The following is an 18188-nucleotide window of genomic DNA, read 5'->3' on the forward strand; positions in this document are numbered from 1 at the left end:
TCACTCGTCGTCCTCCGTGCGATCGGTGCGCCGCCGTTTGACGTGGCCTGGACCGAAGATATCGGTGGAGAGCGAACGGCCCTGGCGGCTACTCGTCCCCGGATCCGTTCCAGTGCCTGGCATCTCGGCGTCCGGGGCCGGGTTCTCGGAAACGTCACCGTCCGTGCCCGCGTTCCACCATTCGACGAACCCGCGCCGGTTGGCGAACTCTTCCTCGGCGGCCACCGTCTCGTCGTGCAACGCGTGGCGATACGCGCTCGCGAGCAACCACGGCCAGATCGGCTGATCGGGGCCGGGCATCGGGCCAGATCCGGGGTACATATCCCGGCCGACCACGTACCGGATCGGACCACCGGCCACCTCCAGCAGGATCGCGTAATGGCCCGCGGTAGTCGGATCCGCTTCCGCGATACCGTGTTCCGAGGTGAACAGGGCGTCGTCGCCCTCGTCGATCGCCTCGAGGATGTCGTTTCGCGCGGCGCCGATCGGCGTGAATATCCGCCGGAGCCCGTCCGGGTTCCTGGCGGCGAATTCGCGCAGGATCTGGGTCAGCTGGGGGTCACCCAGATCAATGGGAACGTCGCCGGGCCGCGGGCCGGTGACCGGATCCCAGAGCGGGCCGGGCAGCTCGCTCGGCAGGTGCAGTCCGACCGCCGCGGCCAGCTCGGCGCTGATCAGCCATTCATCGCGATCCGCGTCCCTGACCAGCACGCCGTCGTCACTCGACGTGACCTCATACGAATCGCCATGGATCAGATACAGCGGAGCGGCTTCGCCACCTAGCCCGATGCGCCGCGCGTGCACGAGCTCGTGACCGGGCCAGAGGATACCGAGTGCGTCGGGCCGGGCGAAGCTGCCGACGGCGGCCGTCACGAAACCCTCGGCGCGCAACTCCGCCAACGTCACCCGCCGGGTCTGCCCCGCCTGTTCGATCTCGACGAAGTCCACGACGCCGTCCGTGCGCTGGGCCACACCGGTCACCACCGCCACCGTGTCCTGTTCCCAGCCGGCCCCGTGGTTCTCGAAACGGAACCCGGCGCGCGCGAAGCGCACGAACTCGTCGCCGCGGCGCACGGCACGCGCCGCGTCGGCCGGTAGGAAACTGTCCTCGCCGGGCAGCACGAATCCGGCGGCCGCCAGCTCGGCCGGCGTGACCCAGGCGGTGGTTCGCGCTTCGCCCTCCACCCGGACCAGGGACGGGAACCCGTGCGGCCCAGCATATTCCACTTCGACCACGGTCAGTAGCCGGTTGCCGGCGGCCACGATCCGGGTGCCGTCCGAGGCCACGACGGCGGCCGTATCGCCGGTGTATCGCAGCCGCCGCTGTGCCCACTCCGTCTGCCTGGGCACCGTCGCGGCGGACGGCACGAAGAACGGACGGTCGGGCTCGCCGACCGAAACCAGCGACTCGGGCCCGAACGACCGCAGCGCGAACCGCTGGATGTTGCCTATGACTTCGACTCGATTTCGCTCGTTGTCGAGGATCGTTGTTCCCGCGTCCGACCACGAAGGTGCCGTGCCCGGCGTATCGGCCGGTACCGCCGCCGAAATCCCAGTACTCGCCTGGACGGCGCGGCTCGCCTCGAAGATCAGGTATGGCCAGATCGGCCGCCCGCTCACGTACGGCAGATCGGTGAAACAGTCCACCGACACCCATTGCTCACCGATGCGCACCTCGACATTACGGAATTGTCGGCGCTCGACGCCATGCTCATCGAGCAACTCGGCCGCGGTCACCGGCGCTTGCGCGTTATCGGCACCCTCGCCGCGGTGTGGCCGCAGCAGCTGACTGACCCTGGCCAAGTTGCCACCGATGACCGCTCGAATGTCGATGATGGCCGGTCTCGGCAGCTGCCTCAGGTCGTTGATCAAGTCGTGGCCGGTCCGAGTGAGTCCGCCCCACAGGGGGCCGTCGAGCACCCGGGGACGCCGCACTCCCAATTCCACGGCCGCGCGCGGGTCTACCCATACCGACGCACCGTTTTCGCGGGACACCAGGATGGCACCGCGGATATTGACGCGGGGCTCGACGGTAACTCGTTCACCGACGTCGAATGTCACGGGGCCACTGAGGCCCGGCACCGTCACGGAATCGATGCTGGAGAGCTGATACCCCGAGACGGTAGTCGTTCCCAGGGTCGCGGTGGCCGGTCGATAACCGACCCGACTCAGTGTCTCCTCAGCCACATATCCGACGGCACCAGCTGCCCCCTGGACCAATCGATAGAATTTCATTTTCCCGTTGGACTCGAATTGCCGCCGAGAATCGTGCATATTTACCGGGTTCATGAAGAAGTTGCCAGGGTGCGGCTGTATGAGTCGATTGTTGTGGGCGACAACAGCTCCGGACGGCCGGATCTGTCGCTCCCACCGGCGTGACATCACGTCGTTGTCTTGCCACGAAAAAGCCTGCTCGAGCACGTTCAGCGGTCGTATTCCACCTTGCGGCTCGACCTGCGCTGGGCCACTCGAACCCGGAGCGGGACGCAACCCCACCGCAGCGGCGGCCTCGGCGGTCACCGACCACGCCAGGTCACCCTGACGCAACCACACCCATGTCCCACTCGAATCACCGTAAACCGGTTCGACGACGAACCGCATGCCCTCCTGTAGCACCAACTCTTGGTAGGCACCGCCATCCCGAGCACGGACAATCAACGTCGTCGGCGCACCGCCGGGCAATCGAACAACGTCTTCGGGATCGAGCACTGCCCGCGGCTCGGGCGCCTCGTCATGGACGAGCGCATCCAGCCTGAAGAAGTCCGGCTCGGTGGGCGATGCCTCCGCTCCTGACAAATCAATCCTGTGCGGGTCGGCGGCGCCGGCCCCAGCCGGTTCGTGCGACTCTGCCGCCGGAGTGACAGTCGCAGACACCGTTTTCTCTTCGCCGTAAGCGAACTGCGTACCGGTACCGCCCAGTCCGAGCAGAAAGAACTTGTTCAAGTGCTCGAAACCGACCCGCACAAGACCGCCGGGACCATACTCGACACCGGCTTCCGGACTCAGTACGACCGGATTTCGTCCCCATGGATTCTCCAGCTTCAAGGCGAGACTGCCATCGGCCCGGTTGTCGACACCGAGCAGCGAATACACATGATTTCCCACCAGACCCGGATAGGTGTCCACATCCTCCGACTCGGCCCCGAAGCGACGGGTGGTGATGGACAAGGTGTCACCGCGATCGAGGAGGAACCTGATCAAGTCCGCCAGGTGTCGCTGCACAGTGGTATCGGCAAGCGGAGTCGCGATATCGAAAACCCCGAAATAATAACCCTGCACCGCAGCTATTTCATGAATCCACAGCCGCTGCTCGACATCGGTGAGATTCTTGCTGAGGAATTTTTGGAACATGACCGGACTGTCGGTCACCCCGCGCTGTAGTTCCTGCTGCCATTGCGATTCCAGACCGCCCAACCGTACGGCGAACCCTGGATCCGCGGCAACAGCACCGGCGAGTACCGGATCCGCCGCGATACGGGCGGCAACCAGCTCGTGCAATGTGTCGGCACCGAACGTCATCGGATGCAGAAACTCCGAGCTGATACTGCGCACCGGCTGGTGCAGACTATCGAATCCACCCGGCTCGAAAGGCGGCAGCAACTCCGCCAATGCCCGCCCGGCATTGCCACCGTCGATATCGGCAAAGTTGCCGCCCTTCCATACGGCGTACGCTTTCTCGATCAGAGCGGGCCATGCCGCATGCGTCGCATCGTGAGCCGCGTAGATCATCGTGCCGTTCGCATTGATGTACAACTCCCGGGTGATCCGCACCCAGCGCGGCCTGCCATTCTCGAAGAATCGCACCGAAACCGTGCCGTCCGGATTCTCGCGGATCATCTCTCGAATCCTCGCGGGATTACGCGCGGCAATACTCCGCAACGGCGCAAGCAGATAACAATCGCCGGCCCGGCCCTGGGCCACGTCCTTCTGGACAGGCCCCTTCGGGCCGAACAATGGACCGGCCGCCCGACCGACCGTCGCGGTGGACACGTTCGATGCCGGCATCGTCGACACCGCAATCGAACCCGGATCAACCGGCGGTCCGAACGGGCGCACCGACACCACCGACTCGCCTCCGAGGCCCTCGGTCAGAATCGAATACGCCTTATGCACCAGTGCGGGCCACAGCGCCTCGCCTGCCGCGTGGCCGATGTACAACGGCTCCCCCGACACCTGATCGTGAACCAAATCGCGATCGACCCGCACCCACCTCGGCGCACCATCCACAAAGAACCGCACCCCGACCGTTCCGTCGGAGTACTCGTGCATCATCGCCACCAGAGTCTGCGGATCCTCCGCGGCGATGCCGCGCAAGGCGGACACCAGCGCGCCGTGCACCCCAGCAGCCCCAATCCTCGGATCATCCACGCTCGGCGTCGGCCGATCGTCCGTTGTCGAGAACAACGGGCCCGCGTGCGTTCGCACCGGCAGGCTCATACCAAGCGCGCGGCCAGCGGCCGCGGGGACGACGATCGAGCCCGTCTCGTACTCGATCTCCCACCTGTCGACGGCGATCGGACGGATAAACACCCCGGTGCTCTCGAACAGCTGTTTCGCGTTTCCGCTCGCGTCGGCGAACAACAGCTGACTGAGCACCGGTTCGGATTCCTGATCTTCGGATTCCTGATCTTCGAGATCACGCGCCGGTGTGCCGACCCGCGAGCCATCCGGCTGAACTTCCCAATCGAAGAAGGCGACGAGACTCGCATTCACCCGGTGCACGGGGCCCGAACCCGAACTCAGTTGGAGCGAGTACCCCTGCGCACCATCGGAATCCGGGTTCAGCCACCGCACGGTGTGACCGGGCTCGATCACCAGGGCCGCACCGACCTCATCGATCACCACGATATTCTCGGTGGCACCGATCATGCTCGGACGTTGTTCCACTCTCGTGTACTGCACCACCAGGTCGGCGGGCACCGCCGAAGAGAACCTCATACGCCCGGCATAAGGATCTCCCGTGTGCACCGGCACTGTCGCATCGTCGAACAAAGAACGCAGTCCGCTCTCATGCCACGGTTCCCCGTTGCCATCGAGCTCGGCGAAATACCCAGGACCGGCGCCGTCGTCGTCCAGAGTATGCAGGTCACCGCCCTCGAAACTCTCGGCGAATACCTGCCCGGCCAAAGCCTCCATGGCGGCTCGCGAGTCATAGATGAACGTCGGGTCACCGGCTAGTTCGGCAAAGCGCGCCAAACCGGCGAAATCCACCACGACCGAATCCCGGCCCGGATCCGTGTCGGCCAGATCCGGATCGTGAACACGGAACATGCCACCCGGCAACACTATTGCGGCATATATGCGCGCCCTGCCCAATAGCCAAACCCGCATTCCGTGCGGATAGTCCGGTCCCTCGAGACCGAAAGCTGCCAGGTCATCGGCGACGTGCGCGGCGACCCCCAGCGAGCGCCGCATCAGCGCTACCTGTCTAGGCCGCAGTTGCCGCTCAGCGGCCAACCGCATTCCTTGCACCACCCGCTCGTCATCGGGTGCCATGGGGTACATCGAGGGAATCCCAGAACTCTGGTCACGCAACCAACGCCACGCTGCCGCGAACTGCCGAGCCGGGCCGGGCAGCAAGGACTGCGCTGTCTCCGCGCCGCCGGGCACCTGATGCTCCGAGCCCGGAGGAACCTGCGCCGACACCGGCCCGAGCTCGCGACCATCCGACGCACTCGCGCCATCGATCAGCTGCGGCCGATCAGCCCACGAACGTCCGGTAGTACGGGCCTGGTTCCCGCTGGAAGCACCGGTCGTCGGCTGCCCGCGGTCGAGCTGAACCGGGCGGTGCCCGCGTGCGGGTCGCAGGATCCGGCGTCCGAAGATTCTGTCGACGAGCCGCGACCCCGCGGCCCGTGCTGCGCGCGGCCTCGCCCAATGGCGGAATACCGTCAGCTCACGCGCTTGGAGCAGATCATGTAATGCCTGCTCCCCCACCGCGATTCGACCACCGCCGACTGTTTCGAGCAGTAGCCGATGCTCGAGCACTACGGAGAACAGGTGGCGGGCTGGGTCACCGAGCAGCACCGGCTGCCCGAGGTGCCCGGCCAGCCAGCGCAGCAGAGCGGGCACGCCGTCGATCTGGTCCGCGATATCGACCAGCACCGAATCCGGCCGGAGTCCGCGTGTGTCCGCCCAGCTCCGCCCTTCTGCCGCAGCGTAATTCGGTGGGTTGCCGACCTGATCTTCGTTGCCCGCAGGCTCGATGTGTGCGAGCTCGTCCGCGGGCTCGATGTGCGCGAACTCCTCGCCCGCAGGCTCGATGTGCGCCGACTGCTCGACGTCCGTCTCCGGCACCGGCGGTTCGTAGTGCGGCACCGCATCCTCGTCCGGCACGATCTCGGGCCGAGCGTCCATTCGACTGGCCCGATACTCGGTCAGCCGAAGCCGTCGGTACAGATCGACAATTCGGCCATTTTCTTGGTAGACAACGCGATTGTTCGAATCCACTACCCAAGTCCGGCCGTCCTCGCCCACGAACGCCGTGAGCCAGTGCTGACCGTCCGCTCCGAGCAGCAGCGCGCCGTCGACGGAATTCCACCTCAACCAGTCATCGAACCCGTCCGGATCGGTGGGACCGTCGAATTCCCGATGGAATCGCAACGACTGTTCCGCACGGTGCCACTCCACGCCCGCCACCGGGGGTTGGCCTGATTCGGCATCGGCCGATCGCGGCGCACCCACCACATACTCGGTCACGCCCTCGGTCCCGATCAGGTCGAGAAGGGTCCGACCCGTCATATCGACCGGTGCACCGGCGACATCGACGACTCGCAGGCTGCCATCCAATTCGTGTGCGGCCGTGTACAAATGGAGTTCTGTCGTCCCGAGCAACAACACTTCCGACCCGCGCAGATCCAACCAATCCGCCACCGGCGCGGTGTTGTACGCGACGGCGGAGGTGTCGGATATCGTCAGATCCCGGAAGTTCCCTTGCCGGTGCACCGTGCTCAGCAGCGACCAAGCGGATTCCCGCCACGACCGCCCGGTCGCCGGATAAGGCGTCAGGTCGAATTCCCCGAACGTGCTGTACGGGTCCGCCGCGTCGGCTCGCTCGGTATTGAAGTCGTCGCCGATCCGGAAGCCGCTGCCCGGGATCATGCCCCGGCCGAGCAGATGGGAAAGCACCACATCGGTCCGTGCGGCGCCGTTGAACGTGCCGGTATAACCATCGGCCCACACCCGCACCGCGCCCCGGCGGATCTCGGCGTAACCACTGGCCATGATCGGCCCGCCGCCGGCCAGCATGCCGAAGGTGACGGGGCCGGCCACGTCATCGACGATGCGCAGTTCGCCCGCACCGGTGAGCACCCAGAAACAACGGTCGAAATCGATGTGCCGGTTATCGACCGGTTCGAGCCATTCCGCGTCACGAAGCGGGTAGTACAACCCGCCGTTCGCGTGCACCCCGATGGCATATCGGCGCAGCCGGGCAACGTCGGGATGCGGCGCCGAGCCGCCCTCGAAGAGTATCGAGAACTGTTGCGGCACAAAATTTATCGGCTGGAAATCCGCCGAGCGGGGAACCGGCCAGAAGTCGTCGGAGATGTCCGCGCCGCCCTCGTCGAAAGGCCGGAACACGGTCGGGTTCGACGTCTCGATCAGCTCGCGCAGTCGCTGGCTGTCCACCTCGACCCGATGATCGATGATCCCCACGTCACCGGGTTCGATGTTCGCGACGAGGAGTCGGCCCCGGTGCCACGTCGCGGCGAACTGCCACCCGTCCTCGTCGCCGAGCAACAGCTCCCGGCTGGGCACGGCCAGCAGCCAAGCCTCGACAGCGGGGTGACCGTCGGCGTCCGGCGGGACGACGACCGGCCGTCCGACGGTGTCGCCCAGCATCGACCATTCGGATCTGGTCACCGTGGGACGCGCCAGCCCGGCACCCTCGGCAACGGACCGTGCCATTGCCCACGTCGTCACGCCGTCGGTGACGATCACGCCAGCCTCGTGGTCGGGATCCGTTCGGACGGTATAACTCTGTCCGGGAAGCAGATACCGCGTGCCGGTCGGCAGCTCGACCGCCATCGCACGCACCAAGCTGTCCGCCGCCCGATGTCCGGTGTGCTCGCCGATCGGTTCGAGGCTGCCGTCCGCCTGCCGCACGACGAATCCTTCTTCGCGCAGCACCTCGAAATCGAAACGCACCCAGCCGTACTCGCTGTCGCCGGTGGGTTCGTCGAGTCCGCTGACCAGAATGGAATCGTCGCTCCTGGAACCCTCGACGACACCCAGGCTCCGCCCGGCGTGCACCATCACCTCGCCGTCCCGGGTGGGCAGCCAACTTTCCGGCGCACTCAGCAATACCGAATACGGCGGGTCGAGGTCCGCCTGCACACCGTCGGTGGCGACTGCCTCGACAACGCCGACGGTTTCGGTGGTGGCGTCCGCCAACGGTACGGATTCGACCGTGGTCGCGACGGGCGGTGCGACCGGCGCCACGAGGTCGGGCCCCGGGGGGCGGAGGCGGGCGTCGCCGACCGGCAGCCGCTCGCCGCGCATGATCACCCGCGGCTGCCGGTTCGGAATCAGCTCCTGCCAATCCCTGGCATCGGCGGTCAGCCCGAGCTGGAAACGGCCGTCCGCCAGTTCGGTTGCCACCACCCAATCGCTGGGGCCGTAGAGGAATACGGCCATGTCCCCGGGCCGTATGTCCCGCGTGGCGAAGGCGTCGGGCGCGAAGGCTCGCGAGCGCTCGAACATCAACTGCAACCGATCGATCGACTGGCCGACCATCGATCGAATGCCTTCCGGCATCGGGATATTCGGATCCACCACATGCGATGGGCCGTCCGCCACCACGGTATTCGCGAGATTGTCGCCGGGTTGTGCCTGCGCGTCAGGGACGGTCTCGATCGGTGCGGCGTAGGTGCGGAAAACGGACAGGTTCGCACGCCGGATCAGGTCGCTCAGCTGCTGTCTGTCCACTTCGATCCAGCGATTGTCCAGCGCGGCGATCAGGGTTCGGTGCCCATCCCGCCGCACGACGAACATGCCGAGGGCAGTGTCGCCGAGGACCAGACGCTGTCCTGGATTGGTATTCAGCCAGCCCTCGATATTCGGACGGCGCAGCGGTCCATCGCCGATGGCCAGTTCCGACCCGAGGCCCAATTGACCTGCGGCGACCGGCCATTCGAGGCCCGGCGGAGTGGTGAGCCATTGTTCGACGACAGCGGCGGGATTCGACAAGCCCGCGGCCATGGCGGCGGATCGGTGCACTGTCCACCGCATGCCACCGTGCTCGACACGCACGAAGGACCGACTGCCCGGCTCCGGTGCGACGGTGTATTCCACGTCCGGCAGCAGGAACAGCGTCGGACCGTCCTCGGTCACCACCGGCACCGCGCGCACCAGGGTGTCGCCGACTCGGGGCCCGATCGTGGCGTTGAACTCCGCGAATCGCCCGTCCGGGTGCCGCACGACGAAACCACTCGATGCGAGTTCGTGCACGTCGACCCGGACCGGGCGGGCGGCGATTCCGGTGACCACGACGGAGCTGCCACGACGGGCGTCCTCGACGACCCGCAGCCGCCGGTCCGGCGCTAGGTGCACGGTCGAATCCCATGTCACGAGGGCGGTATCCGCCATGGCCACGGTCACCGAATACGGCTCGTCGACGACGTCCGGCGCGGCATCGTCCGGATGGTCGGAAACCACGCTGTACACAGATCCCCTCGGCGACGCCGGGATCATCGTCATCGGCTCGGCGAATTCGAGCATCTGCTCCGAGTCCGGATCCGAGTAGGGACCCGACTGAACATCCGGACTGTGCGAAAGTTCCTGGTACACCTCATTCCACGTGTGTGTCCTGGTCAGGCCCCTGGCGGTGACCAGCGCCGTCAACCGCTCGGCGTCCACCTCGTTCCATGGACCGTCGACGGTGCGCGCCAGCATTCGATCCGAGTGCGACACCACGGTGAACAACTGCTCTGTCTCGGTGCCGAGCAACAGCTCCCGGCCGGGGTTTTCGGCAAGCCAACGCAGGACGTTCGGGCGGCCATCCGGATGCGACCGGGAGATGCCGTCCAGTTGGTGGCCGACTCGTGGGGGCAGTTCGTCCCATGGCAGGCCAACCATCGGGCCGGCGCTGATCCAGCGGTGGTAGCCGGTCTCGGCGGGCACCAGTCCGAACCGCGCCGCCTCGGCCCGGTCAAGCGTCAATACTTGGCCCTGGTAGCCGATTTCGAGCAGTTCGGTGCTGTCGGCCACCGGTCGAACGGTGTACTCGAAGCCGCGCGGCAGATACCACCGGCCCTGGTTCACGGAGGTCACCGCCACGTCCAGGATCAGTCGATCACCGGCCGACGGTTCCTCTTGCCCGAAGGGCATCATGTGGCCGTCCGCACGTACCAGCGCGAAACCGTGCCGCAACAGCTCCGTTTCACCGATGACCGCGGCGCTGTCGCCGGCGAATCCGGAGATGGTGAACAGAGTCCCGTTCACCGCGTCGATCGTCAGGTCTGATTCCGTGGGCGCCGTGAATTGCCGACCGTCCACCGCGGTTACCCGTACCTCCGGTGCCAGCGGCACGACCGTGTACGACCCGTCTGCCTCCGACGGCACAGCACCGACCATGTCCTGCGGGGACACCGCGTCGGACTCCTGCGGACTCGCCTCGGTCGACAGCACCGCCGGTGCCGGAATCCCGTCCGCCAGTTGCACTTCCCGAGTTCGCACGACCGACAGGTTCCGGTCGATGATCAGCCGCCGCAGCTGGCTTTCGTCCAGCACGATCCAGCGGTCACCGGCCGAACGGGCCAGCATTCGATTCGCCTCGAGCACCACGCTGAACAGATACTCCGCCGAGTTGCCGAACAAGACCTCCTCGCCGCGGCTCAGCAATCCAAGCAGGCCGAAGCCGGTGAGGTCGTCGGTCACCGTGTCGTCGAACTCGACTGTCTGCCAGTCATTTCCGGCCATCGGCTGGGCACTGATCCAGTGCTGGTAGACGGCCTCGGGGGACAACAGCCCGGCCCGCGCGGCCTCGGCCGTGTCGAGCGTCCAGGACTGATCGCCGTGCTCGACCACCAGCAGGTCCGCGTTCGCCGCTGCCGGTCGAACGGCGTACCGCACGCCACGCACCGCGTAGAACACGCCACCGTCTTGCGTCCGCGCTGGCACCGCCTGCACCAAGGTGTCACCAGACCGGGCCGTTTCCTGGCCGAGGTCCGCGAAACCTCCGTCGGGCCGCCGCAGCACGAAACCGCTCTGCCGCAGCACATTCCGGTGCACGAACGCGCTCGCACCGCTGGCGAATCCGGCCACCAGGAGCGATTGGCCGCTCGCGGATACCGGGCCCACGCGCAGCGGCACGTTATCGAGCACCATGAAGTGCCGGTCGTCCAGCGCGGTGACCTCGATATCGAACGCGACCAACGCCACTCGGTATCGCGGCTCGTAGGTTCCCTCCCGTGCGACGCCGCCTCTGGCCTGCAACAGACCGTAGTCGCGAGCCAAACCCGGCAACCCGCGACCATCCATCTCGACCGGTCCGGACGCGGCGTCGACGACCTGGAGTCGATCGTCGCCATCGACAAACGCGGTGAACCAATGGTGGGTTGGGTTGCCGAGCAACAGGACTCGGCCGGAGTGGTCGGCCAGCCAGCTCGCGGCGGATCCGAGCGAGACCCGCTCCGTGCTCCGGTACGCCAATAGCGCGGTCTCGGCGTCCTGCCACAGCTCCCCTTGCGCGTGGGCCGGGGTGGTCTCGGCGAGATCGGGTTCGATCTCCGGCAGCACCTCGTCGTCGGCGGACAGCAGCGGCGACTCCACCATCGGCAGCACCGGCTCAGCACCGTGCGTGCTCTCCGATCGGAGCCTGCCGATCCGGAATTCGGTCAATTCGTTCCGGGCGATCAAGTGCTGTAGAAAACCGGAGTCCCAGTGCACCGGGAGACCGGTGTCGGAGCGAACGATCAGAATCGGCCCATAGGTCCCGAGAGACGCGGTATACCGATGGGTTCCGTCACTTCCGAGCAGCAACACCTCGTTGGGATCATTGATTTCCATCCACATGTTCCACGGGTGAACCTCGAACCTACCGTGCTGATCCAACGGGAAATGCCGCATGGCTCCTGGAACCAGCAACGTCCCCTCGGCTTCATCCCAGGTATGCCGATTTTCCGGAACCGCGACCCAGAAATGACCGTTGCCTGCCTCGTCCACCGAACGGAAGATTGTCCGCGCGGGCAGGTTCCCGCCGTAGCGCAGCTCGACCGACGTCCCGTTATGGAAATGAACGTTCACGTTCATATTCAGCATCCGCGCCGCCGCGGGCAACAGCCGATCCGCCGCTCGCTGGCTGTGCTGTCCGGGTTCCAGCAACTCAGCGAGTTCCAGCCGGAATTGCGCCTCTCGGTCCGATCCTGCGGCTTCCGGTTGATAGTCGCCCATATACGTCTGGATATCGGGCCCTTCCGGATCCGGATTCAAGATCCCGTTCACCACGCCACGCCGGAAGTCCAGGTGCGCTGCCTCATCCTCGACCGGCACATACAGCGCCCGCGCCAACGCGTACCACAGACAGTTGTTCCCGGTCCCGGGCTGTGACTCCCACACCGTGCCCGGCTGCAGCGCGGGCGCCCCCGGCAGCGTCGACTGGCGCTCACGACCATCCGACGGATGCACCCCGCCGCTCATCGGCAGTCGCGCGCCCTCGGAATCATCGGACTGATGCCCGGTGCCGGCGTGGAAGAATTCCCCTGCCCCCTCGAGATCATCGGCCACGGCTTGAATGAACTGCCCGTTGCCGTTCCCGACGTACCCTTCGCCAACCAATGCGTGCGATGAAACCCAGCCGGTCCCGAGTTCCCCTTCGACCTCGATATATAGCGGGCCGTTCGGAAGGAAGCGACGCGGGGTGGAGCCGAGGATCTGGCCCAGCGTGCCGCGCAGCGTCAAATCTTCCGGCTCAGCGGTGAGCAAGTTGTGATAGAGCATGTCGGTCAACGCATCAGCATTGAAGCCGTTTTCGATCTGATATTCCCCACCCTGGTCGAGGAGCCGCATCAACGCGCCCTGATGCACCACGATCTCGGCCGCCGCCGTCGCGCGACCACCGCCGAGCAACGACGCGTGCGTAATCGGCGCCTGAGTACTCGGCAGACGGTCCTCGTGAACAATCGCGAACATATTGCCGAACTCGTCCATCGCCAGCAGCGCAGGCCGGGTCGTCGAATTTCGACGCGAGTCGAAAAGGCCACCGTCATGAGCCCGATACAACAGCAGGTCCGGCCCCACGACTACGCGGAAAGCCGCACGATCCGCGTCGGACATGCGAGCAAAACGGTGCGCGCCACGCCACTCGGTAAATGGTGACCCGGAAAGGACATCCCTCGGCTCCGGCACCGCCACACCGGTACTTCCCATCATCGGCCGACCGCCGGGCACCGCGACCCCTGCGCCGGGCCGAAGGTGCCCCACCTCGTCAAAACGGCCGTTGTAGTCCTGGTGATCCACGGTGTGGTCGTATCCCTCGGCGGGAATACCGTCCTGCCACCGCTCGACCCGGCGCGCCAACTCGTCCTGCTGGGCCGCGGACCGGAACATCCGGTAGCTGCGCATGGTGATATTCGGGTCGTCGAAATCGGCGATGGCCAGCTGATCGGCGTTGGCCATATTCGGCGCCTGCGTCGCGGTGTACGCCTCGAGGACCAGGGCGGGCCAGATCGGATGGTCACCCCACCCCGAATCACCCAGCGGGCCAGGCAAATCGGTGTACCGCTCCACCCGTAGCCACTGCGGCCTGCCGTTCATCATGAGGTGCACATCGATGGCGCCGTCGGCGTTGCGACGCACCATATTCGTGATCGCACTCGCATCGTCGGCGACCAGGTTGCGCAGCTGTTCGACAGCGGGCGAATCAGGCAGATGAGCCAGGTCGGCGAGGACCGGGCCGGACGGTTCCGCCCACAACCGGTCACCGAGCGGGTTCGGGCGGCGCAGCCCCAACGCGGCGGCGGTCGCATCCTCGAATACCCGCACCTGATCCGTACCGCCGCGGCGATGCACCAGCACTGTCCCCGAACCTGCCCCGCCCCTGTCCACAACGACGCGTTCGTGTTCGAACAACTTCACGGTGCCGTCCGGACCTTGCACGGTCACCGACCGGACGAGCCGCCCGACATCCGACCTGACCTCGTACCCCGCGACAGCCAGTAGATCCTGGGAAACCCAGCCGACCCCGTTCGCGCCGGTCACCCGCAGGTAAGTAACACCGCCCACCTCGCGCTGAGTCGCGTTACTGCGCACGTAGTTCAAAACACCACCTGGCAGCGGTGTCAAAACCCAACCGCCGTCGGTGATCAGGTCCGGATCCGGCAAAGTTATCCGCGAACCCAAACGCCCCTGTACCCGAGCCGACCCCTTGTTCCGAGTGCCGGTCGGGACCACCGGAATCGGACCACCGACCGGCACCGGAGCAGCCGCACGCAGCGCAAGAAGGGTCGGCGCGACATCTTGCCTGTCCAGTAGCGCTGAAGTCCGATCGATATCCAGGTCGGGATTGGCTACAGCGGGCGTCACATGCCGGAAGTCGCGGTGTAGCGCCAGTCCGGCGGTCAGCAGATGGGCAAGAGCGCCGTCATTGAATCCTGGCCCGAGCCCATATTCCCCACCCCGGTCCGAGATGATCCGCAACGCGCCCTGATACACCTCGATCTCCGCCGCGGCGACCGCCGGGCCACCATGCAGGAGGGACGCATGCGTTATGCGCGAACCAGCTCGTTGGGCACTCTCCGGAATCGCGAACATGTTGCCGGACTGGTCCATAACCAGCAAGGCGCGCCGATTGCCCGGGTTTTGGTGCCACTGCCCCGCCGAATTCAGGTCCGGGTTGCCCGACCCCATCGGCGCGCCCCAGGTGGTGTCGAAAAGACCACCGTTTCGATACAACAGCCCGCCCGGCCCGACGACTATCCGGTAACGCTCGCGCCGGTCATCGGATAGTCGAACGAAAATCTGCTCGCCGGACAGGTGCGCGGTCGGCAGTGCCGAAAGGCCAGTTGTACCAATGGAACCCGACGCCTCGGACGGCTGCTCACGGGTGGACGGTGTGACCTCGACCTGAGCAACGCGCATCCGCCGAGTGCCGTGCCCATCCGCCGAGAAAACGACGAATTGGTTGAAATATCGCTGCGGCACTTCGACGGTGCGGCCGCGCGGATCGATCAGGTGCACGGCGGTCACCTCGCGGGTAGTCCCGTCGACCGTCACCTCCGACACTTCGTACCCGTAGTCGCCGAGCAATCCGGTATCCGATGGGCTCGTCACCCAGGTCGGGCGGGTTCCTACGATCAACCTTGCGCTGCGCTCCCACAGGTCCCCGATGTGCCTGCCAACCCATCGGGTGTGCGGGGAATCCTGCGCCGGTTGATCGGATTCCCACTGGGACATGGCATCGAACATCGGGCGCAACGAGTCCGCGAGTTCGTTGAATCGAGTCTCGCCCAACCGCTGCCGCAGGAACATCTTGAAGCCGTGGGCCGTGGCCACGTCGTGGCGCCGCAGCCATTCGGCGAAGTACGGCTGGGGATGGGGATCGGAGTTAGCCGCCTCAATGGCTTCGATGACCTCGGAAACGGTGCGCGACGCACCCCAATTCAACTCGATCAGGCGGACCCGCAGCCGCCGCAGCGGTTGGCTGAGATCGCGGTACCGTTCGCCGAACGCCTGCCACAGCATGGTGGCGAAACGCCCGTTGTCCTCGATGTTTCCGGCCTCGAGCCACCGCTGGAACTGCGCGACGGCCGCGCCGGGGTCGCGCGCACCGGCAAAGGCGGCGCGCGCGTCCTCCCAGAACCTGCGATCGTTCGACAGCCGCATCCGAACCTGCCAGGCGTTCGCGCAATTCGCCAACGCGTCCACGGCGGCCTGGTCAGCCAGCCAGCGATGCCAAACGTCGCGGCCCATCTTCATGGGGTGCGCGAAATTGCGGTCTCCGCCGCCACGGGTCGGCAGGAGTCGTCCCGATGGATTCCACAACCCCGCAGGCCGCAGCGCGGCGACAGCGCCGACGGGCTCGGGCTCACCCGCGTTGGTGCCGCGTTCACTGTCGGCACCGATATTCTCGCCGCGATATATCGCCCAAGCCTTTTCGATGACCGCGGGCCACAACGGCTGGCCCGGTATATGCGCTCCATACGCCATCGCACCGGCATAGGCATAGAACTGCCGGTCCACCGCGACCCGCACCACACCGCCATCCGGCTCGGTGAACCGCACCTCGAAATTGCCGTCCGAACGCTCGCGCACCAGCCGGCGGATCCACCCCGGCCGCTCGCCGGCCAAGGAGAGCAGATCGGCGTGCAGGTAATGGGTTCCGGCGCCGTCGACCGCATCGGCCCATGTCACATCCTCGACGCGGGGGATGCCATCGAGGCCGAACAAGTCGCCGTCGACCCGCTCGAGGGTCGGCAGCACCGCACCGAGACGCGCGGATCCCACTGCGTGCCAGCCCGTTTCGGTGTTCCGGTCGGCGAGATCGCGCACCCACACGTGGTCGGGCTTCGACTCGTGCGGGCGGATCGCGACGGTCACGCCGCGCGGCAGCGTTATCCGCTTGCCCTTGGATCTCGGCTCCTGGGAAGGGAACTCGATCCCGTCCTTGGTTATCAGCACCGAGGCGCGCGGCTGCGCCAGCTGCTGATTCAGCGGCTGGTCCAGGCGATGCCTACGCGGGCGGTCGAGCCTGTTGATCTCGGACTCCGTGTGCCACATAGCGTCGAACACCCCGACCCGGCGGACCCGCCCGCCGGCCGCGGCCCGATCGTGCGCGGCGTCGAACGCGCGCAACGCATCACGCAACCGGTGCGCGCCCGAGCGCCGTGGCGAGGGCAGCCAGCGGGTCGCCTTCGTCAGCGTCCCCGATTCGCTCGAGACGTCGTAGTCCAGCCACACCACGGCCGCCGTTGCCGCGTCCAGGTCCTCCTGCTTGGCCGCGGCATACAGATCCATGCCGCTGACCAGGCCGCTTCGCAGGGACGACGGCGACAGCTCGGCCGAGGGCACGTGCCAGGCCACCGAACCCGCGGTATCGGCATTCCCGAAACTCAGCACCGTCGAACCGCGCCCGTCGAACGCACCCGGCTCGAATTTCAACAGATAGACCGGTGGCACCGCGATCGCGGACAAATCCGCGACCAACCGGGCCTCGTCCGCGGCGGTGCGTAGCTCTCTGGTCAGCTGTCGCACGACGGAGAGCCGCTGCAGCTCACGGGAGTTCAGCGTTCGACCGCCCGCCTGGGCCGCCTCGAGCCTGGTCAGTTCGGCTCGGAGATAACTGCGATTCAACGTATCGCGAACCTCGGCGGGGATACCGTCGACCTTACGCAGCCGGTGGAATTTCGTCGTCAGCTGATATTGCGCTTCCGGTGCGAGACTCTCGAATCGGAGGTCGTGCCACCACTGCCGACCGGAGTCGCGCCACCACTGCGCCACCACACTGGCTCTTGCGGCGGAATCCACCGATGAGCCGGGTGTCGTCAATGTCTTCGGGAAATGTGGTGGAGTGAGCTGATCGGGCAATGCGAAAGTAGGGGCGATCGGCTCTCCGTGCCCGTTATCCGCGCCGCCGCGCAACGCCGGATGTCCCGAACCCACCACCTCGGAAACCCGCAACCGAGGCCGATAACCAGCGACCTCCCCATCCTTACCAACCGCAACCCAGTAGTGCCCATCATCATCACCAACACCCGCACGGAACACCGCGAACGCCTGCTGCCCCGGCCCACCGAAAGGAAAATGCTCAACAGATCCATTCTCGAAATAAACGTCCAGATTCAACGCCCAAGCCTCCGCCGCCACCGGCAACAACCGATCCGCAGCGGGAAGCAAATTATCAACCGCGGGGCGATCCGCCTCGCCGACAACCAACAATCTGTTCAACTGCCCGACAAACGCGGCAACACGCACATCCATCGACGGTTCCGCACCCATGAACCCGCCGATATATTTCTCCGGAGCCGCGAGCATCGCCCGCACCACACCATCACGGAAATCCCGATGCGCCCCACCATCATCGACACCGATATCAAGGACACGCGCCAACGCATGCCACAGACAATTGTTCCCCACCCCCGGCTGCGACTCCCACAGCGCACCCGCCACCGGCGGACGCATCCCCGCCAACAACTCCCGCACCTCACGACCATCCGACGCACCCGAACCAGCGTTCATCAACGGCCGATCAG

At 66.1% G+C, this 18188-nt stretch carries 1 protein-coding gene (cut by a window edge); it reads right to left on the reverse strand.

Annotation, left to right across the window (positions count from 1 at the left end; translation table 11 throughout):
• Window positions 1–18188, reverse strand: partial view of a C2 family cysteine protease gene (locus tag ACIBK2_RS16495; protein WP_396967996.1) — the 3' portion only. The gene runs 10528 nt beyond the window's last position; only the last 18188 of its 28716 coding nucleotides appear in the window; the start codon falls outside the window, past its right edge; the stop codon is at window positions 1–3.

The organism is Nocardia sp. NPDC050175 (genome assembly GCF_044459885.1).
In the GTDB taxonomy this organism is placed as follows: Bacteria; Actinomycetota; Actinomycetes; order Mycobacteriales; family Mycobacteriaceae; genus Nocardia.